Here is a 19,248-nt window from a genome sequence, read left to right on the forward strand (position 1 = left end):
CTCCAGGGGTTCCGGCCGTCCACCCTACGTCCTGGACCCCCGAAGTCGATCATGTCTGGGAGGTGGATTCCACCGGCGACAGGTCGGCGAGCGTCACCGGATGCGCCGGCTCGTCGAACGGGAACGACGAGGACGCCTCCAGGCCGTCCACCGTGAGCAGCTCACCGGGCGCGAGGAGCCGCCAGGCCGGGTCGTCGTCCATCCGCTCGCTGGCGAGCACGACCGCCGGGCACGCCTCCCGGTGCGCCGTCACCCGCACGTGGCCGGGCTCGCGGTCGGAGGTCAGGTGCCGGGCCGGGCCGGGCTTGTCGAACCTGGGGTTGAGCACCCACAGCTCGTGAGTATCGGGGTAGCGCAGCGCCCACAGGCGCTTCGACTCGGCCAGCAGGACGTTCAGCGCGAACACCGGCAGTTCGGCGGCGATGCGGCGGACCGCCGCGATCAGCCCGGACGCGGTGTCACCGTGCCGCCGGATCTCCGCCGTGATGTAGGCGAAGACGAGTTCGGAGTCGGTGCGCCCCTGCGTCAGCGCCCGGTCCACGTCGGTCAGCCACGAGCCCAGCATGTCGAGGCCCCGCACCACGCCGTTGTGGGCGAACAGCCGGTCGTCCATGACGAACGGGTGGGAGTTGTGGACCTCGGGCGCCCCCGTGGAGGCGTACCGGACATGCGAGACGAACGTGTGCGACACGACGGTGCGCGCCTCGGAGTTGAAGTCGGCGTCCTGGAACGCCGCGATGGGCGCGCGGTCGCGGACGGGCTCCTCGCCCAGCGAGAACCAGCCGAGCCCCGTCCCGTCCGGCATGCGGCGGCTCTGGAACTCCAGGCTCTCCGGCGCGTCCAGCAGCCAGAACGTGGCGTGGACGCGGGGTCCTCCCGTGGTCATCCCGAACAGGCGGCACATGCCGGGAGGATGCCCAGCGGGACGCCGGATATGACACGGGCACCGGAAAACGACCTTCGACGGCGGGCCCTCGATGGCGTACCGTCCCATGTATGGGGTCGCCGGTGGTTCTCCTGGACGTGGACGGGGTTCTCAATCCTTTCGAAAGGCCCCATCCCGGTTTCCAGCGGCACGAGTGCTCGCCGAACGGCAGGACGTTCCGGCTCTGGCTCAATCCGGAGCACGGCCCGTCCCTGCTCGATCTGGCCGAATCGGCCGGCGCGGAACTGGCCTGGGCGAGCTACTGGTGCGACCACGCCAACGTGTGGGTCGCGCCCCGGGTCGGGCTGCCGGAGCTGCCGTTCGTCCCGATCCCGCAGTTCCCCGGCATCGAGGAGGGCCGCACGCTCGGCGCCTGGAAGGCCCGGCACGTGGCCGCCTGGGCGGAGGGCCGCCCGTTCGTCTGGTTCGAGGACGAACCGGACGCCACCGAGTGCATCGCCGGTGAAACGGACGTCGCCGACCACCTCCTCGTGGAGATCGACCCGTTCCGGGGCCTGACCGACGAGCACCTCGAAACCGCCGCGGCCTGGCTCCGCGCCCTGTCCCGCTGACCGTCCCGCTGACGGGAACGGAGGTTCCATCCGTCCAAGACGGCGTGCGGCGGGGCTCCGTAGCGTCCGGGGGACGAGATGAAGGGGGAACCGACGATGTCGAGATCACCGCTGATGGACCTGGTCTTCGGCTATATGCAGGCGCAGATGATCCACGCGGCCGCCGAGATGGGCGTGGCGGACGCCCTCGCGGACGGGCCGAGAACGAGCGCGGAACTGGCGGAGGCGACCGGCACCCACGCCCCGTCCCTCCACCGGCTGCTGCGCGGCCTCGTCACCCTGGGCGCCGTGGAGCAGAAGGACCGGGACGTGTTCGCCCTCACCGCCGCCGGGCAGTGCCTCCGCGCGGACGCGCCCGATTCGATCCGCGCGCTGGTCAGGCTGTTCTGCGGCCCGGAGGTGTGGCGGACGTGGGGCGACATGACCGAGACGGTGCGCACCGGGGAGTACGCGTGGAAACGCGTCACCGGCAGGACGTCGTTCGAGTACTTCGAGTCCGACCCGGAGCTGTCGGCGACGTTCAACGCGGCGATGGCCGAGCACACCCGCGCGGTGGTGCCCGGGGTCATCGAGGCCCACGACTTCTCCCGCTACGGGACGGTCGCGGACCTCGGCGGCGGCGACGGCACGCTGCTCGCCGCGCTCCTGCGCGCCCACCGGGACCTGCGCGGCCTGCTGTTCGACCTGCCCGCCGGGCTCGCCGCCGCGTCCGGCGCGCTCGCGGACGTCGCCGAACGGACCGAGATCGTGCCGGGCGACTTCTTCGAGGCCGTCCCCGGCGGCGCGGACGCCTACGTGCTGAAGAGCGTCCTGCACGACTGGTCCGACGAGAAGGCCACCACCATCCTGCGCAACATCCGCGAGGCGATGCGTCCCGATGCCCGCGTCCTCATCCTGGAGCAGGTGATGCCGGAGACGGTCACGCCGGAGACCGCGGGCATCGTCCGCAACGACCTCAACATGCTGGTCTCGACGGGCGGCCGTGAGCGCACCGAGGCCGAGTTCCGGGACCTGCTGGCCGCGGCCGGATTCACCGGCGTCTCGCTCACCGGCCCGCTGCCGCCCGCGTCCTACCACGTCATCGAGGCCCACCCCGCGAGCTGACGCCCGCCGGGGGGCGCCGGCAGGCGGTCATGCCTCGGTACCGCCAGGGCCGCCGCGGCCGGGCGCCGTCTCGCGGGCGTACCGCGCGGGCGGCGTCCCGACCGCGGCGGTGAAGTCGCGGGTGAAGTGCGCCTGGTCGGCATAGCCCAGCTCGGCCGCCAGCGCCGCCCAGTCGGCCGCACCGCCGGACGCGGCCCGTTCGGCGGCCTCCTGCATCCGGAACCGCCGGATCACCCACTTCGGGCCGATGCCCACGTACTCGTGGAACAGGCGCTGCAGGCCGCGCGTGCTCAGCCCGGCCTCCGCGGCCAGCTCGCCCACCCGCACGAGGCCCGGCCGCGAAGCGATCCGCTCCACGATCGCGGCGGCCCGCTCGGCGGACGGATCGGGATCGCCGGGGGCCAGGACCGCGAGAAAGGACTCCAACCGCCCGACGGCCTCCTCCGCGCCGGCGGAGGCGAAGACCTCATCGGCGAGCGCGAGACCCGCCGAGCCGAACACCTCGTCCACCCCCGCGAACCGGCCGGTCAGCGTGGAGACGGGCGCGTCCATGAACGGCCTGAACCCGCCCGGCCGGAAGGCCGCGCCCACCACCCGGCCCTCGTCGTGGATCTCCTCGACGAAGTCGTCCCGCACCACGCCGACGATCCGGGCCCGTGTCGTCCCGCCGGTCAGCCGGCTCGTGAACGACATGTGGACGGACGGCCGGGTGAGCACCTGCTGCCGGTGCGGCGGCCGGCCCCGCAGATCCCACCGCAGCACCCAGAAGTACTCCACGAACGGGGCGAGCGCCGGGGCCGGCGCGATCCGCTCCACCCGGAACCGCTCCAGGCCCGCCCGCGCCCGCAGGATGCCCCGCGTCCCACCGGGCAGGGATCGTTCCATCGGCTCAGGCTAGCGCTGTCGCGTTTGTTCAAGACCGGCACCGCGAACCCGCTCTACCGTGACCGTGTGTTCGAACAGATGAGCGAGGGAGAGATCATGGACGTCCGGAGCCGGCTGCTTCCCGCCGCGGAGGCCGCGGCGCGGATCGTCCTGGAGATCCCCGCGGTGAAGCTGGACGCGCCGACCCCCTGCCCCGGCTGGGACGTGCGGGCGCTGGTCAACCACCTGATCCTCTGGAACGGGCGGGGCGAGTCGGCCGCGCACCGCGCGCCCGTCACCGGGCCGGGGGAGGACCACGACTTCACCGCCGAGCCGCGCTGGGCCGAGCGGTTCGAGGAGCAGGCCCGCAAGACCGCCGAAGCGTGGCAGGACCCCGCCGCCTGGGAGGGCAAGACCAGTCTCACCGGCGACAAGGAGGGGATGCCCGCCGAGTTCATCGCCGGGATCGTCTTCGGCGAATGCGTCCTGCACGGCTGGGACCTCGCCGTCGCGACCGGCCGTGAGCCGGGCTTCCCGCCCGAGGTCGTCCAGGCCGCCTGGGAGCAGATCGTCCCCATGGCCGAGATCAGCCGGCGGTACGGGGCGTTCGGGCCCGAGGTGCCCGTGCCGGAGAACGCCCCGCTGCTCGACCGCGTCCTCGGGACGGCCGGCCGCGATCCGCGCTGGACACCCTGAATCCGCCGCGGTGCGGGTCCCGGCGCGAGCGGGGGCCCGCGCGCTCTACCCTTGAGACATGTCTTCGAGTTCTTCGATCCGCGTCCGTTTCGCCCCCTCACCGACCGGCATGTTCCATGTCGGCGGCGCCCGCTCGGCGCTGTTCAACTGGGTGATGGCCGTGCAGTCGGGTGGGACGCTCGTGCTGCGGATCGAGGACACCGACGCCTCCCGCAACAGCCCCGAATGGACCGAGGGCATCATCCGGGCGCTCGCCTGGCTCGGGATCGACGGGGAGCAGTACGAAGGCCCCTACTTCCAGTCGGCGAACGCCGACAAGCACGCCGAGGCCGCCGCGAAGCTCAAGGACGCCGGCCGCGCCTACTACTGCGACTGCGGCCGGGAGGCCGTCGTCGCCCGCACCGGCGACCAGCACAGGGGCTACGACGGGTTCTGCCGCGACCGCGGCCTGGAGCCCGGCCCCGGACGCGCCCTCCGCTTCCGCACCCCCGACGAGGGGCAGACCACCGTCGTCGACCTGCTGCGCGGCAAGCCCGTCTTCGAGAACGCCGTCCTGGAGGACTTCGTCATCGCCCGCGCCGACGGCACGGTCACGTTCCTGCTCGCCAACGCCGTCGACGACATGAGCCAGGGCATCACCCACGTCGTCCGCGGCGAGGAGCACCTGTCGAACGCGCCCAAGCAGCAGCTGCTGTGGGAGGCGCTCGGCGGCGAGCCGCCCGTGTGGGCGCACGTCCCCGTCATCGTCAACGAGAAGCGGCAGAAGCTCTCCAAGCGGCGCGACAAGGTCGCCCTGGAGGACTACCGGGCCGAGGGCTACCTCGCCGAGGCCATGCGCAACTACCTGATGCTGCTCGGCTGGGCCCCGTCCGGCGACCGCGAGATCGTCCCCTGGGACGTCATCGTCGAGGAGTTCCACATCGAGGACGTCAACACCTCGCCCGCGTTCTTCGACGTCAAGAAGCTCCGCGCCATCAACGGCGAGTACATCCGGGCCCTGCCCGCCGAGAAGTTCATCGCCGAATGCCTGCCGTTCCTGGAGCGGGCCCCCTTCGAGGTGAACGTCGCGGTCTTCGCCGAACTGGCCCCGCTCGCGCAGACCCGTGTCGCGCTGCTGTCGGAGATCGTGCAGATGATCGACTTCGCGTTCCTGGACGAGCCGCCCTTCGACGAGCAGTCCTGGAACAAGGCGATGAAGGAGCCCGCCGCCGCGATCCTCGCCGCCGCCGAAGTCGCCTACCAGGACGCCCCCTGGAACGCGACCGAGCTGAAGGACCGCCTGGAGCGCATCGGCGCCGAGCACGGCCTCAAGCTCGGCAAGACCCAGGCCCCCGTCCGCGTCGCCGTCACCGGCCGCACCGTGGGCCTGCCGCTGTTCGAGTCCCTGGAGATCCTCGGCCGCGACCGCACCCTGTCCCGCATAGCCGCCGCTCACGCCCGGCTCGAAGCGTCCTCCTGACGGCCCCGTGTCCGGCCCCGGAACGGGGCCGGACAGGCTGTTCTCAAGGCATGCGCCCGGTCAGGCAGGGGGGCGCTCCTCGCCGTCCAGGGCCCGGCGGAGGCCGGTCAGGCGGTGGATCAGTTCGTCGTACTCGTCGCGGTGTGCGCGCGGAATGCGCTTGCCGACCACCTTGGCCTGCTCCTCCACCGGGGTGAGCCGCTCGTCCAGGCGATGCCGCAGGTCGCGGTCCGTGTCCTCGCCGGGGCGGACGTTCGGGAGGGCGGCCTGGTCGCGGAGTAGCACGGCCTGCTCGCGGAGCAGCGCGGCCTGCTCGCGCAACTGCTTGTTCTTCGCGTGCAGCTCCACGAACACCGACACCTTCGCCCGCAGCACCCACGGGTCGAACGGCTTGGAGATGAAGTCGACCGCGCCCGCCGCGTAGCCGCGGAACGCGTAGTCGGGGTCGCTGTTCAGCGCCGTCAGGAAGATGATCGGCAGATCGCGGGTCTTCTTGCGGCGCTTGATGTCGCGGGCCGTCTCGAACCCGTCCATCCCCGGCATGATGACGTCCAGCAGGATGACCGCGTACTCGTCGGTGAGCAGCGCCTTCAGCGCCTCCTCCCCGGACCGCGCCCGGACCAGCTCCTGATCGAGCGAGCTGAGGATGGCCTCCAGCGCGATCAGGTTCTCCTCGCGGTCGTCCACGAGGAGGATCTTCGCCTTGTCGTCCACGCGCGTTCTCCGATCCCGTCCGCCGCCGGCCGCATGAGCCCCCACCATGAGCCCCCACCACGGGCTCCCACCACGGGCCCCCACGGCGACCCTACTGCCCGGGCGTCTCCTCTCTTCAGCGGACGATGGAGGGGTGCAGCCAGTTCCTCATGACGTCAAGGAGATGATCCGGGTCCACGGGCTTCGGCACATAGTCCGACGCGCCCGCCTCCAGGCTCTTCTCCCGGTCGCCCTTCATCACCTTGGCCGTGATGACGATGATCGGCAAGTCGGCGAACTGCGGCATCTCCCTGATGGCGGCCGTGGTCGCGTAGCCGTCGAGGCCCGGCATCATGATGTCCATCAGCACGACGGCCACGTCCGGGTTGCGATGCAGGACGTCGATCCCGGCCTGGCCGTCCTCGGCGTAGAGGACCTCCATCCCGTAGCCCTCAAGGACGCTGGTGAGCGCGTACACGTTCCGCGCGTCATCGTCGACGATCAGGACCTTGCGGCCTGACAGGACCGTGTCGAGAAGGTCTGCGGGCGGCTCCTCCAGCAGCCGGTTCAGGGTGGGCTCCACCTCCCCGGGCGGCTCCTCACCCGGCGGGCGCTGCTCCACCGGCAGCCCGTTTTTCGCAGGGGTCGCGGGACGGGCCGCTGTGCCGTTCTCCCGGCCGGCGGCCGCCGCCTCCTCCGCGCCGCCCTCCGGCGCGGTGACCTCCGGCGGGACCGGTCGCCGCCGGTCCTCCCGCTGGCTGTACCGGGCGGGCAGGTACAGCGTGAACACGCTGCCGCGGCCCGGCTGGCTCTCGGCGTGGATCTCCCCGCCGAGCAGCCGCGCGATGTTCCGGCTGATCGACAGGCCGAGGCCGGTGCCGCCGTAGCGGCGGCTCGTGGTCCCGTCCGCCTGCTGGAACGGCTCGAAGATCTCCTGCAGCTTGTCCGCGCTGACCCCGATCCCGGTGTCGATCACCCGGAACGCGATCACATCCGGGGTGTTCCACAGCGCGGGCAGCGTGAAGTCGATGTCGCCGGCCCGCTCGATCAGCAGCCGCACCTCGCCCTCGGCGGTGAACTTCACCGCGTTCGACAGCAGGTTCCGCAGCACCTGCTGCAGCCGCTGCTCGTCGGTGTTCAGCGTGGCCGGGACGTCCGGCGCCACCTCCACGCCGAACTGCAGGCCCTTGTCGACCGACAGCGGGCGGAACGTCGCCTCCACATAGTCGACCAGCGCCGACACCGACAGCCGCTGCGGGTGCGCCTCCATCTTCCCCGCCTCGACCTTGGCCAGGTCCAGGATGTCGTTGATCAGTTCCAGCAGGTCGGTGCCGGACTCGTGGATCGTCCGGGCGAACTCCACCTGCTTGCCGGTCAGGTTCCCGCTCTGGTTCTCCGACAGCAGCTTGGCCAGCACCAGCAGGCTGTTCAGCGGCGTGCGCAGCTCGTGCGACATGTTCGCCAGGAACTCCGACTTGTACCGGGACGAGATCGCCAGCTGCTCGGCGCGCTCCTCCAGCGTCCGCCGCGCCTGCTCGATCTGGTAGTTCTGGATCTCGATCGCGCGGTTCTGCTGGGCCAGCAGCGCCGCCTTCTCCTCCAGTTCGGTGTTGGAGTGCCGCAGCTCGCCCTGCTGGCGCTGCAACTCGTCCGAGCGCTCCTGCAGCTCCTGCGCGAGCCGCTGCGACTCGCCGAGCAGCGCCTCGGTGCGGGCGTTGGCGCGGATCGCGTTCAGCGTCACCCCGATCGTCTCGATCAGCTGGCTGAAGAACGCCAGGTGGACGTCGGTGAACCGGCTGAACGAGGCCAGCTCGATCGCGCCGAGCACCTCGTCCTCGAACATGATCGGCAGCACGATGATGTTGACCGGGGACGCCTCGCCCAGCCCCGACCCGATCTTGACGTAGTCGGCGGGCGCGTCGGCGATCAGCAGCGGCCGGCGCTCCTGCGCCGCCTGCCCCACCAGGCCCTCGCCCGGCACGAACCGGACCGTGCCGGTCCGGTTCCGCCGCCTCCCGTACCCGGCGATCAGCGTCAGCTCGGTCTCCTCGCCGAAGTTCTCCGCGAGGTAGAACGCGCCGTACTGGGCCCCCGCCGTCGGGGTCAGCTCCCGCATGATCAGCTCGGCGACCTGCATCAGGTCCCGGTGGCCCTGCATGAGCCCGCCGATCCGCGCCAGGCTGGTCTTGAGCCAGTCCTGCTCCTCGTTGGCGCGGGTCGTCTCGCGGAGCGTCGCGACCATCAGGTTGACGTTGTCGGACAGCTCGGCGACCTCGCCGCGCGCCTCCACCTCGATCGTCCGGGTCAGGTCGCCGGTGGCGACCGCCCGGGCGACCTCGCCGATCGCCCGCACCTGGGTGGTCAGGTTGCCGGCCAGCTCGTTGACGCTCTCGGTCAGCCGCTTCCAGGTGCCCGACACGCCCTCGACCTCGGCCTGCCCGCCGAGCCGCCCCTCGCTGCCGACCTCGCGGGCCACGCGGGTCACCTCGGACGCGAACGACGACAGCGTGTCCACCATCGTGTTCAGCGTCGTCTTCAGCTCCAGGATCTCGCCCTGCGCGTCGACGTCGATGCGCCGGGTCAGGTCGCCGTGCGCGACCGCGGTCGCGACCTGCGCGATGTTGCGGACCTGGTAGGTCAGGTTGGACGCCATGCCGTTGACGTTGTCGGTCAGGTCCTTCCACATGCCGCCCGCGCCCGGCACGATCGCCTGCCCGCCGAGCCGTCCCTCGGTGCCGACCTCGCGGGCCACGCGGCTGACCTCGTCGGCGAACGCCGACAGGGTGTCCACCATCGTGTTCAGGGTGTCCTTGAGCTGGAGGATCTCGCCCTGCGCGTCCACCTCGATCCGGCGGGTCAGGTCGCCCTGCGCCACCGCGGTGGTGACCTGCGCGATCCCGCGCACCTGATTGGTCAGGTTGTTCGCCATCGAGTTGACGTTGTCGGTCAGGTCCTTCCAGACCCCGCCCGCGCCCGGCACGGCGGCCTGGCCGCCGAGGCGGCCTTCCGTGCCGACCTCGCGGGCCACGCGGGTCACCTCCGACGCGAAGGCCGACAGGGTGTCGACCATCGTGTTCACGGTGTTCTTCACCTCAAGGATCTCACCCTGCGCGTCCACGGTGATCTTCTTGCCGAGGTCGCCCTCGGCCACCGCGGTGGTGACCTGCGCGATGTTGCGGACCTGGTAGGTCAGGTTGGACGCCATGCCGTTGACGTTGCTGGTCAGGTCCTTCCACACGCCGCTCACGCCCGGCACCCGTGCCTGGCCGCCCAGGCGCCCCTCCGTGCCCACCTCGCGGGCGACGCGGGTGACCTCGTCGGCGAACGCCGACAGCGTGTCCACCATCGTGTTCACGGTGTTCTTCAGTTGCAGGATCTCGCCCTGCGCGTCCACGGTGATCTTCTTGCCGAGGTCGCCCTCGGCGACGGCGGTGGTGACCTGCGCGATGTTGCGGACCTGGCTGGTCAGGTTGTTGGCCATCGCGTTGACGTTGTCGGTCAGGTTCTTCCAGACGCCGCTGACGCCCCGGACGTTCGCCTGCCCGCCGAGCTGCCCCTCGGTGCCGACCTCGCGGGCGACGCGGGTGACCTCGTGGGCGAACGCCGACAGCTGGTCGACCATCGTGTTCACGGTGAGCTTCAGCTCCTGGAGCTCACCCGTCGCCTCCACCGTGACCTTGCGGGTCAGATCCCCCTTCGCGACCGCCGTGGTGACCTCCGCGATGTCGCGGACCTGCGAGGTCAGCCGCGCCGCCATCACGTTCACCGACGCCGTCACGTCCCGCCACCGGCCGGTCATGCCGCGCGCCGGCGCCTGCCCGCCGAGCCGGCCCTCGGTGCCGACCTCGCGGGCGAACTGGGTGACCTCCCAGGTGAACTGGTCGAGCAGCTCCACCATGCCGTTCACCGACTTGGCCATGCGCAGCAGCTCGCCCCGCATCGGCCGGCCGCGCACCCGCAGCTCGACCCGCTGGCTCAGGTCCCCGGCCGCGACCGCCTCCACCACCTGGTGCATGCCGGTGGCCAGGTCGGTGAGCTTGTCGATGATCGCGTTCGCGTCCTCGACCGCGGACGCCCACGTCCCGCGCAGCACCCCGGGCGTCAGCCGCCCCCGCAGCTGCCCGTCCCGGCCGATCTCGCGGCGGACGCGGCTCAGCCCCGAGGCCAGCTCCTCGCCGTTCTGCCGGATCTCCTCCAGGATCGCCGCGGCCTCCGCCACGGCGCCCTCGCCCGGCACGTCCAGCTCCGTCCTCGCCCTGCCGTCCCGCACGGCGACGAGCGCCTTCAGCAAGGGTTCCAGGTCCGCGTCGCTGTAACGCGGGGTGGTGTCGCGGTACCCGCGGTGGCGGGCACGTGACGCGGTACGCGGCATTATCTTCATCCTCCTGGCCCGCGATCGTCGGTCATCCGAGATACCACGGGCTCCTTCTCCGGCCCTGCTTCCGGCTTCCCTGGGCCCTCGTGCGGCCGCACCTGTACTGTACGTCGCCGGACGGCGGCCGGATCCCGCCCCGAGCCGGCTCCGCGCGGACGGGTGATGACCGTGCATCAGTGCTCGTAGCCTTCGTGTTACGGTCTGTCGAGTCGTGGCGGGGGCCGCGTTCACCGAGGCCGGGTGCGGCGCGGATGCCGGTTCACGGCCCGTGGCCACTGACCGGCCGGTCTGCCACGATGGCCAGACCGTGTAGTGACGCTTCGAGCAAGGGACGGCAGTTGGATCGGCAGACGGCGTCGGCCACCTTCCCCTCCGCCGCCACGGCGGTCGCGGACGCGCGCCGGTTCGTCCGGAAGGCGCTGGCCGACTGGGGCATGGACGAGGCCGCCGACGACGCCGTGCTGGCCACCAGCGAACTCGCCACCAACGCGGTCGCCTACGCCGGGACGTCCTTCGAGGTCTCCCTCCGGCTGGAGGACGGCGACATCAAGATCGAGGTCCGCGACCGGCACCCCACCCGGGGCATCGAGATGCCGGGCGTCACCGCGACCAGCGGGCGCGGGCTGCCCTCGATCGCCCGGATCGCCGCGTCCTGGGGCGTCTCCTACGATCACCGCACCAAAGGCGTCTGGTTCCGGCTGCCCCGGCCGGGCACGGAGAGCAAGGCCGTGCCGTCCGTGGCCGCCACAGGCCAGGACGCCGGCCCGGCCCGGGCCGCCGGCAACGGCACCGCCAGGCGCGGGAGGGCGGGCCGGAAGTCTCATGACCGGGCGGAACCGGCCAGGGACGGTGCCGGCTCCGCCGGTGACACGATCGACCTCCCCGTCGCCGGCGACCGGCTCCTGAGCTCTCCGGCCGCGGTGGAGGCCATGGAGGACGGCGTCGCCACCGTCCGCGAGGTCCTCGGCGCGGAGGGCGCCGCCGTCCTGCTGACCGAGCGCGACGGCCGCATGATCATGGGCTCGTCCACCGGGACCGCCGCCGAGATGCCGCTCGGCGAACTGTCGGCCGCCGGGCTCGGCCCCGCCGCCCACGCCGGTTCGCCCTGGGTGGCCGGCGGCGCCGACCCCACCGCGACCGCCCTGCGGGCGCGGTCCCTGGCCGCCGCCCCGCTGGAGTCGCAGGGACGCCTGACGGGCGTCGTCGTGGCCGTCTCGTCGGTCCCCGGCCGCTTCGACGAGGCCGACGGCGCCCGGCTCGGACGGCTCGCGGACGAGATGTCGCTCTCCCTGGAGAAGGCCAGGGTGGGGGAGTTGGAACGGTCCTGGCGCGGCTGGCTCAGCTTCGTCGCCGAGGCCAGCGACCTGCTCGCCGGCACCCTCGACCAGGAACGCACGATGGCGCTGGTCGCCCAGCTCGTCGTCCCCCGGCTGGCCACCTGGTGCGCCGTCTACACCGTCGCCGAGGCCGAGCCCGACCGGCTCGCCTACGTCTGGCACGCCGACGAGAACCGCGCCGACGGGCTCCGCGACCTGCTGGAGCACGCGGGCGCCGCCCTGCCGACGGACGGCCCCGGCCCGTGGAACGGGCTCGCCACCGCCCCCGAGGAGGTCCGCGCCGCCGCCGGCGCCACCGCCGCCGACCACGTCTACGCGTTCCCGCTGATCGCCCGCGGGCGGCGCATCGGCACCATCGTCATCGGCCGGCCGTCCGGCGACCGCTTCCCGCGCAGCGCCATCGAGCTGGCCGAGGAGCTCAGCCGCCGCGCCGCCCTCGCCGTGGACAACGCGCGCCTGTTCTCCGCGCAGACCGCCATGAGCAGCGCCCTGCAGCGCAGCCTCCTGCCCCCCGGCATCCCCGAGATCCCCGGCCTGGAGGTCGCGGTGGTGTACGAGCCCGCGGGGGAGGGCAGCGAGGTCGGCGGCGACTTCTACGACGTGTTCGAGACCGGCCCGCGTCCGGGCGGCCCCGCGTCCGCGTCCCGCTGGCGGTTCGCCATCGGCGACGTGTGCGGCACCGGTCCCGAGGCCGCCGCCGTCACCGGCCTCGCCCGGCACGCCCTGCGCATCCTCGCCGCCGAGGACATGTCCGTCCCGGACGTGCTGGCCAGGCTCAACCGGCTCATCCTCGGCGAGGGGGAGCGCGGCCGGCTGCTCACCCTGCTGCACGGCGAGATCGCCGCACGCCGCCGCGACGGCGTGCGGATCAGGCTGGCGAGCGCGGGACACCCGCTCCCGCTGGTGCTCGCCCCGGACGGCAGCGTGCGCGAGGCGGCCTCGGCCCAGCCGCTGCTCGGCGTCTTCGACGGCGTGGACTTCCACACCGACGTCGTCGACCTGCGCCGCGGCGAGGTGCTGCTCTGCGTGACCGACGGCGTCACTGAACGGCGGGCCGACGGCCGGCTGCTGGGCGACGGTGACGGCCTCGAACGGCTGCTCGCGGGCTGCACCGGGCTGAGCGCGGGCGCCGTCGCCGCGCGCATCCAGCGCGCCGTGCGCGACTTCGGGCCCGAGCCGTCGAACGACGACATTGCCCTCATCGTTCTACGGGCGTCATGATGGAGACCAACAATCGGTAAGGTGGGGTGCCGTGGGGCTTGCCTTGCACACGACACGACAGGACGGCCGCGCGACGATCGCCGCGCGCGGCTCCATCGACCTGCACTCCTCCGAAGAGCTGCGCACTCGGCTGACCGAGCTCGTGGACGCGGGCGAGCGAGCGGTCGTCGTCGACCTCGCGGCGGTCGACTTCTGTGACTCCTCCGGCCTGAACGTCCTCGTCCGGGCGTACAAGCACGCCCGCGCGCAGAACGCGACGCTGACCGTCACCGGCGCCTACGGCCGGGTCGAGAACGTGCTGCGCACCACCGGGCTCGACCGGTTCCTGATCGAGGGCTCGGCGGAGGAGGCTCCGATGGGTGGTGAGGGGACGCGATGAAGAACGGCGAGCGGGCGGAGTGACCGACCCGATGACCGAGACCACCCTCCGCGCGGCGCCCCAGACCGAGGCGGTCGAGTACGCACGGCGTCTCGCCGCCCGCACCATGCGCACCTGGGCGCTGATGGAGCGTGAGGAACTCGTCACCGCGATCGTGGCCGAACTCGTCGCGAACGCCGTCCGGCACGCGGGCACCGCGCTGGAGTTGCGGCTGCTGCGCGGCGCCGGCCGCGTCCGCGTCGAGGTCCGCGACCGCGCCGCCCAGCTACCGCGGCTGACCGTGCCCGGCCCGCTCGACGAGTCGCACCGCGGCCTGTTCATCGTCGACAGGTTCGCCGACTCCTGGGGCGCCGACCCGGTGACCGGCGGCAAGGTCGTGTGGGCCGAGGTCGACATCTGACACAGGGATTCCGCCCTGGAACGTGCCGCCCCGGAAGACTTTCCGTTGGGGTGGCCCACCGGCCGGTGGGCCACCCCAACGTTCAGACGGACTTGCGGTACAGCTCGGCCACCATGAACGCCAGGTCCAGCGACTGGCCCCGGTTGAGCCGCGGGTCGCACGCCGTCTCGTACCGCTGGTGCAGGTCGGTCTCGGCGAGCCCTTCGCCGCCGCCGACGCACTCGGTGACGTCGTCACCGGTGAACTCGATGTGGATGCCGCCCGGGTGGGTCCCGAGCGCCCGGTGGACTTCGAAGAAGCCCGCCACCTCGTCCAGGACGTCGTCCAGACGCCGGGTCTTGTGCCCGCTGGGCGCCTCGAACGTGTTGCCGTGCATCGGGTCGCAGATCCACGCGACCGGTGCGCCGCTCTGGCGCACCTTCTCGATCAGCGGCGGCAGCGCGTCCCGGATCTTGCCCGCGCCCATCCGGGTGATGAAGGTGAGCCTGCCCGGCTCCTGGTCGGGGTTCAGCCGCTCGATCAGCGCCAGCGCCTCGTCGGCGGACGTCGTCGGGCCGAGCTTCACCCCGATCGGGTTGCGGATGTGCCGCAGGAACTCGACGTGCGCGCCGTCCAGCTGCCGGGTGCGCTCACCGATCCACAGGAAGTGCGCGGACACGTCGTACGGCAGGCCACTGAGGTGGTCGATGCGGGTCAGCGCCCGCTCGTACTCCAGCAGCAGCGCCTCGTGGCTGGAGTAGAACTCCACCCCGTGGAACTCGTCGGGGTTCGCCCCGCACGCCTTCATGAACGTCAGCGCCCGGTCGATCTCGGCCGCGAGCTGCTCGTAGCGGCGCCCCGCCGGGCTCTGCTGGACGAAGTCGCGGTTCCACGCGTGCACCTGCCGCAGGTCGGCGTACCCGCCCCTGGTGAACGCCCGGCACAGGTTCAGCGTCACCGCCGAGCAGTGGTAGGCCCTCAGCAGCCGGGTCGGGTCGTTGCGGCGGGATGCGGCGTCGAACGCGAACCCGTTGACCGCGTCGCCCCGGTAGGCGGGCAGTTCGACGCCGCCGCGCACCTCCACGGGCTTCGACCGCGGCTTGGCGAACTGGCCCGCCATCCGGCCGATCTTCACGACCGGGACGCTGGCGGCGTAGGTGAGCACGACCGCCATCTGCAGCAGCGTCTTCAGCTTGTTCTTCACCGCGTCGGCGGTCGATCCCTCGAACGTCTCGGCGCAGTCGCCGCCCTGCAGGACGAACGCCTCACCGCGCGCGACATCCGCGAGCTGTGCTTTCAGCTGGTCGCACTCGCCGGCGAAGACGAGCGGCGGCTGGGTCGCCAGTTCGGCGGCGACGGCCCGGACCTCATCCGGATCGTCCCATTCGGGCTGCTGGGGGGCGGGGAGGGCGCGCCAGGCGTCGAGGTCCCCGGTGACGGCGGATCTGCTCACGCTGAAAGGCTAAGGCACCGCCCGCCCGCGCCGGACGGTGAGCCCGGCCGCGGCCGGAAAAGGGCACGGGGCCGCAGACGCGGAAGCGGGCGGTCCCGGCGCACCGGAACCGCCCGCTTCCGCCGTGCTCAGGCCGCCCGGCTCGCGGCGGTCGCGGGCTCCTGCGCGGAGCCCGATCCGCCGGCCGGCGTCCTGCGGCCGCTCAGGTCCGTCTCGTTCGCCAGCTGCCGCAGCCGCCGCAGCGAACGGTCGGTGATCTGCCGCACCCGGTTGTGGCTCAGGCCGTACCGGGCGCCGATCTGCGCGTACGACAGCGGCTGACCGCTGTCCATCCCGAACCGGGCGCGCAGGATCGCCGACTCGCGCTCCGGAAGCCGGTCGAGCAGCCGTCCAAGGCCCTCGATGTCGTCCAGGGCGAGGATCTCCGCCTCCGGTGTGACGGCGTCCGGGTCCTCCAGCAGATCGCCCATCGACGTCTCGCCGGCGTCGTCGACGGTCGCGTCCAGGCTCGCCGGGTCGCGCCGCCAGCGCAGCAGCTCGTCCACATGGTCGGCATCGGCGCCCAACGCCCCGGCGAGCTCCTCCCGGTTCGGTTCCCGGCCGAGCTCACGGCCCAGCTGGCGTTCCGCGCGCCGCAGCCGCGAAAGTTCCTCCTCCACGTGGACCGGCAGCCGGATGGTGCGGGCCGTGTGACTGAGCCCGCGCCCGATCGCCTGCCTGATCCACCATGTCGCGTATGTGGAGAACTTGAAGCCGCGGCGGTAGTCGAACTTCTCCACCGCGCGCATCAACCCCAGGTTCCCCTCTTGAATCAGGTCGATGAGGGGCAACGAATCGGTCGGATACTTCCGGGCGATCGAGACCACGAGCCGCAGGTTGGCCTCGACGAAGCGCTGCTTCGCGCGCAGCCCCGCCGCGGCCAGCTCCTCCAGCTCCTCACGAGTCGCGCCCGCGGGCACCTTCCCCTCGTCGAGGAGCTGCTCGGCGTACAGGCCCCCTTCGATCGCCTTGGCCAGATCGACCTCCCCCTGCGCGTCGAGCAGGGGGGTGCGGCCGATCCGGTCGAGGTACGCACCGACAAGATCCTTGTCGGTGACATCGACCCTGTCGCCCTTTGTACGGGTTGCAGCCATCCTGACCCTTCTCCGGTGCGATCTCCCTAAGAGGACAACGCTAATTACCGCTCTGTGATTCCCGGGTGGGGAATACTGCGAGGCTGTCAGCCGCTCTATGTCCTGATACCCCGACAGAGGAGAAACCGACATGGCGACGGTCACACTGACCGCTGAGAACTTCGACGAGGTCGCCCAGGCCGACGGCATCGTGCTGGTCGACTTCTGGGCGGAGTGGTGCGGACCGTGCAAACGCTTCGCGCCCGTCTTCGAGAAATCCGCGGGCAGGCACAAGGACATCGTCTTCGGGAAGGTCGACACCGACGCGGAGCCCGAGCTGTCGGAGCGGTTCGGGATCAGGTCCATTCCCACGCTGATGGTGATCCGGGACGGCCTCATCGTCTTCGCCGAGCCGGGCGCGGTGCCCGAACCGGTGCTGGAGAACGTGATCGAACAGGTCCGCGCCCTCGACATGGAGGACGTCCGCCGGCGCGCGGAGACCTGACCGCCGGTCCCGCCGGGTTGCGCGGCTCCGGCGTCCAGCGGACGCGGGGGCGGTCAAAGGACGGCATGAGGGCAAAGAACCGAGTGGCGGCACCCGCCCCGCCCTCCCCATGGACGATGATGGACGGATGCTCGCCGATGTCGTCCCATACCTGGTGTGCCCCGTCTGCGGAGCCGACCTCGAACTGGCCGACCGCGGACTGCTCTGCCCCAGCGGGCATACCTTCGACATCGCGCGACAGGGCTATGCGAACCTTCTGCCCGGCAACGCCCGGCCGGGAACGGCCGACACACCGGAGATGGTCCGCGCGCGCGACCAGTTCCTCAGAGCGGGCTATTTCCAGGAACCTGCGGACAGGCTGGCACTGAGCGTCTCCCGCGCCGGTGCCGCGTTCGTCGTCGACGCGGGCGCCGGAACCGGGTACTACCTGGGCCGCATACTCGACCGGTCGCCCGGCGCGGTGGGTCTCGCGCTGGACATCTCCAAGCACGCGGCCCGCCGCGCGGCCAAGGCGCATCCGCGCGCGGGCGCCGTCGTCGCGGACCTATGGCGCCCGCTCCCGCTGCGAGACGGTGTCGCCGACACGGTCGTGAACGTCTTCGCGCCGCGCAACGCGGCGGAGTTCCACCGGGTGCTCCGCGACGACGGGCTCCTGTTCGTCATGACCCCCTCGCCCCGGCATCTCCGCACCCTCGTGGAGCCGCTCGGCCTCCTGTCGATCGACAGGCACAAGATCGAACGCATGGACGCCGCGCTCGCCGGCTACTTCAAGTTCGATTCACGTCAGGAGATCGAGACGGAGGTCGTCCTGACCCACGACGAGGTGGCCACGCTCGTGGGGATGGGGCCCAGCGCGCACCATGTCCCGGCCGATCGGCTCCGGAAGCGCCTGCAGCGGCTACCGGACCCATTGTCGGCGCCGTTGTCCTTCGTCCTGTCGAGCTACAGGCGGCTTGAGTAGACGCGCGCCGACGCCCAAGGTGAGCTCCAAGAGCACCTGCGGCACTTCGCCCGGCTCCGCAAGGTCCTCCACGCCCGGCACGTCGCCCGTCTCGTACATGAACGACGTGACGACCGAACGGACGATGCCGCACAGCAGAAGGCGCTGGAGGCCCTGCCCCGCGCGGAGCCACTCCGCGGGAGAGTCGCCACGGGTCGTGAGAACCGCGCGCCGGCCCTTCGCCCCCCGCTCTTCCGGAAGCGGGTAAAGCGTGGCCCCTTCGAGGCGCACCGCCTCACCCAGTTCGTTGAGGACGGGAGGAGCGGGCCGCATGTCCGACGGAGGACGGGCGGCGAGGAAGGGCTTCAAGGTCGCGGCGTAGAGGAGGCGCTCCTCGCGGGTCACTCTGTGGCGGCCGGCCAGACGTACAGAGGCGAGGACCGCCGGGCGTCCGGCGTCCGGAAGCAGCCGCACCACGGCCTCGTACCCGAGTTGGGCGGCGGCCAGGCGAAGGTTCACGAGCGCCGCGCCGCTACTGAGGTGCAGGCTCCGTCCAGCGGGATCGTGCACGGGCCGGAACCTGTCCGGGTCGGCGTGCACCTCGATCAGCCCGGGAACGACCTTGAACCGCCAGGCGTGCACGTCATGGATCGTCGGTCCCATCGTCGCGGCGACCACGAGACGCTCCGCGGAAGTGCGGATGGCGGCGGGCGCATTCACGAGGTGTCCTCCTGACCTCGGCCGAGTGTCGTGCCGGGAGCCAACGCCGCCCCTCGGCCTCGGATACCGCGAGACGAGCGGTCTGCGCACGGTATCTCACTGTGACCCACCGCACGTAGTGCGTGAAGGACGAGGTCAGCAGGGCCGATGGTGTGTTCGGATGACAAGATCGGCCCCATGCGCGGATGACGCGATTTGACGGTGCCTGCGGGGGACCCTAATGTCTCATCTGCCCCGAGGGGACGCGGGACGCCGCAAGGCGGCCGGCCCCGGGGAATCAGACCTCCGAAACGGTTCGAGCGTCGCTCGGACTGATGTAGGATGGCCTGACAGCCTAGAACGGGATGCAGGACGCCGCGAGGTGGCCGGCCCGCAGGGCACCTCCTACGAGATGGTCTTCGCCAGGTCTTCGGCCTGGGGGTGAGTCGTCGCGTGGGGGGCTGGGACGCCTCCGATCGTCAAAAAGATCTTCGTTAATCGGCTTGACAACGGGAGCGAACCGGGTAAGTTAGTA

General features: G+C 71.8%; 16 protein-coding genes. 9 read left to right on the forward strand and 7 right to left on the reverse strand.

The features are described 5' to 3' along the window. Positions 1-49 precede the first annotated feature (49 nt). Positions 50-904 carry a class II glutamine amidotransferase gene (locus tag AF1_RS12035; RefSeq protein WP_067796708.1) on the reverse strand — a complete coding sequence of 285 codons (855 nt, stop codon included), beginning with the start codon at positions 902-904 and terminating at the stop codon, positions 50-52. 92 nt (positions 905-996) lie between these two features. Here AF1_RS12035 and AF1_RS12040 point away from each other — a divergent pair, with 92 nt between their 5' ends. Next, on the forward strand, positions 997-1,497 hold the full coding sequence (locus AF1_RS12040; protein WP_067796711.1) for an HAD domain-containing protein: 501 nt from the start codon (positions 997-999) through the stop codon (positions 1,495-1,497). Positions 1,498-1,593: 96 nt separating this feature from the next. Next, positions 1,594-2,601, forward strand: a complete 1,008-nt coding sequence (locus AF1_RS12045; RefSeq protein ID WP_165488354.1) for a methyltransferase — start codon at positions 1,594-1,596, stop codon at positions 2,599-2,601. Between the two features lie 27 nt (positions 2,602-2,628). Here the strand turns inward: AF1_RS12045 and AF1_RS12050 are convergent, their stop codons facing one another. Then, positions 2,629-3,486, reverse strand: a complete 858-nt coding sequence (locus AF1_RS12050) for a helix-turn-helix domain-containing protein (RefSeq protein ID WP_084262806.1) — start codon at positions 3,484-3,486, stop codon at positions 2,629-2,631. A gap of 66 nt (positions 3,487-3,552) precedes the next feature. Between AF1_RS12050 and AF1_RS12055 the strand changes: the two genes are divergently transcribed. Together AF1_RS12055 and gltX are read left to right on the forward strand one after the other, a co-directional pair. Next, entirely contained in the window at positions 3,553-4,161 is a 609-nt protein-coding gene (locus tag AF1_RS12055; RefSeq protein ID WP_242608746.1) for a TIGR03086 family metal-binding protein, read from the forward strand. A gap of 58 nt (positions 4,162-4,219) precedes the next feature. Then, entirely contained in the window at positions 4,220-5,620 is a 1,401-nt protein-coding gene (gene gltX, locus AF1_RS12060; protein WP_084262807.1) for a glutamate--tRNA ligase, read from the forward strand. Positions 5,621-5,680: 60 nt separating this feature from the next. Here the strand turns inward: gltX and AF1_RS12065 are convergent, their stop codons facing one another. Further along, positions 5,681-6,334 (reverse strand): response regulator, encoded by a 654-nt coding sequence (locus AF1_RS12065; protein ID WP_131732535.1) that lies wholly within the window; start codon positions 6,332-6,334, stop codon positions 5,681-5,683. 115 nt (positions 6,335-6,449) lie between these two features. After that, positions 6,450-10,685: a HAMP domain-containing protein gene (locus tag AF1_RS12070; RefSeq protein WP_067796723.1), complete on the reverse strand. Its 4,236-nt coding sequence runs from the start codon at positions 10,683-10,685 to the stop codon at positions 6,450-6,452. Between the two features lie 341 nt (positions 10,686-11,026). On the opposite strand from AF1_RS12070, the gene AF1_RS12075 reads away from it, so the two are divergent. From AF1_RS12075 to AF1_RS12085, 3 genes are read left to right on the forward strand one after another with little or no spacing between them, the layout of a single operon-like run. Then, positions 11,027-13,246 carry a SpoIIE family protein phosphatase gene (locus AF1_RS12075; RefSeq protein WP_067796726.1) on the forward strand — a complete coding sequence of 740 codons (2,220 nt, stop codon included), beginning with the start codon at positions 11,027-11,029 and terminating at the stop codon, positions 13,244-13,246. A gap of 31 nt (positions 13,247-13,277) precedes the next feature. Beyond that, entirely contained in the window at positions 13,278-13,625 is a 348-nt protein-coding gene (locus AF1_RS12080) for an STAS domain-containing protein (protein WP_067796729.1), read from the forward strand. A 31-nt stretch (positions 13,626-13,656) separates the two neighbouring features. Then, positions 13,657-14,025, forward strand: coding sequence for an ATP-binding protein (locus AF1_RS12085; RefSeq protein ID WP_242608745.1), 369 nt, complete (start codon positions 13,657-13,659; stop codon positions 14,023-14,025). Positions 14,026-14,107: 82 nt separating this feature from the next. Here AF1_RS12085 and AF1_RS12090 read toward each other — a convergent pair whose 3' ends face one another. After that, positions 14,108-15,457, reverse strand: coding sequence for a class II 3-deoxy-7-phosphoheptulonate synthase (locus AF1_RS12090; RefSeq protein ID WP_067796736.1), 1,350 nt, complete (start codon positions 15,455-15,457; stop codon positions 14,108-14,110). A gap of 128 nt (positions 15,458-15,585) precedes the next feature. Then, positions 15,586-16,590, reverse strand: coding sequence for a sigma-70 family RNA polymerase sigma factor (locus AF1_RS12095; RefSeq protein ID WP_067796740.1), 1,005 nt, complete (start codon positions 16,588-16,590; stop codon positions 15,586-15,588). A gap of 130 nt (positions 16,591-16,720) precedes the next feature. On the opposite strand from AF1_RS12095, the gene trxA reads away from it, so the two are divergent. Both trxA and AF1_RS12105 read left to right on the forward strand, forming a co-directional pair. Continuing rightward, complete coding sequence (gene trxA / locus AF1_RS12100; protein WP_067796743.1) at positions 16,721-17,074, forward strand: thioredoxin; 354 nt, start codon at positions 16,721-16,723, stop codon at positions 17,072-17,074. 109 nt (positions 17,075-17,183) lie between these two features. Continuing rightward, a complete protein-coding gene (locus tag AF1_RS12105; protein ID WP_242608744.1) occupies positions 17,184-18,035 on the forward strand; it encodes a putative RNA methyltransferase in 852 nt (283 codons plus the stop codon). On the opposite strand, the gene AF1_RS12110 is transcribed toward AF1_RS12105, so the two are convergent. Beyond that, positions 17,973-18,692, reverse strand: a complete 720-nt coding sequence (locus AF1_RS12110) for a hypothetical protein (protein WP_242608743.1) — start codon at positions 18,690-18,692, stop codon at positions 17,973-17,975. The genes AF1_RS12105 and AF1_RS12110 overlap by 63 nt on opposite strands. Positions 18,693-19,248 lie beyond the last annotated feature (556 nt).

The organism is Actinomadura formosensis NBRC 14204, from assembly GCF_001552155.1.
Lineage (GTDB): Bacteria > Actinomycetota > Actinomycetes > Streptosporangiales > Streptosporangiaceae > Spirillospora > Spirillospora formosensis.

What these genes read in the sequence shown, in the direction of transcription:
- AF1_RS12035 (WP_067796708.1), bottom strand. Translation starts at nt 904, where the DNA reads ATGTGCCGCCTGTTCGGGATGACCACGGGAGGACCCCGCGTCCACGCC.
- AF1_RS12040 (WP_067796711.1), top strand. Translation starts at nt 997, where the DNA reads ATGGGGTCGCCGGTGGTTCTCCTGGACGTGGACGGGGTTCTCAATCCT.
- AF1_RS12045 (WP_165488354.1), top strand. Translation starts at nt 1,594, where the DNA reads ATGTCGAGATCACCGCTGATGGACCTGGTCTTCGGCTATATGCAGGCG.
- AF1_RS12050 (WP_084262806.1), bottom strand. Translation starts at nt 3,486, where the DNA reads ATGGAACGATCCCTGCCCGGTGGGACGCGGGGCATCCTGCGGGCGCGG.
- gltX (WP_084262807.1), top strand. Translation starts at nt 4,220, where the DNA reads ATGTCTTCGAGTTCTTCGATCCGCGTCCGTTTCGCCCCCTCACCGACC.
- AF1_RS12070 (WP_067796723.1), bottom strand. Translation starts at nt 10,685, where the DNA reads ATGCCGCGTACCGCGTCACGTGCCCGCCACCGCGGGTACCGCGACACC.
- AF1_RS12085 (WP_242608745.1), top strand. Translation starts at nt 13,657, where the DNA reads ATGACCGAGACCACCCTCCGCGCGGCGCCCCAGACCGAGGCGGTCGAG.
- AF1_RS12095 (WP_067796740.1), bottom strand. Translation starts at nt 16,590, where the DNA reads ATGGCTGCAACCCGTACAAAGGGCGACAGGGTCGATGTCACCGACAAG.
- trxA (WP_067796743.1), top strand. Translation starts at nt 16,721, where the DNA reads ATGGCGACGGTCACACTGACCGCTGAGAACTTCGACGAGGTCGCCCAG.
- AF1_RS12105 (WP_242608744.1), top strand. Translation starts at nt 17,184, where the DNA reads ATGGACGATGATGGACGGATGCTCGCCGATGTCGTCCCATACCTGGTG.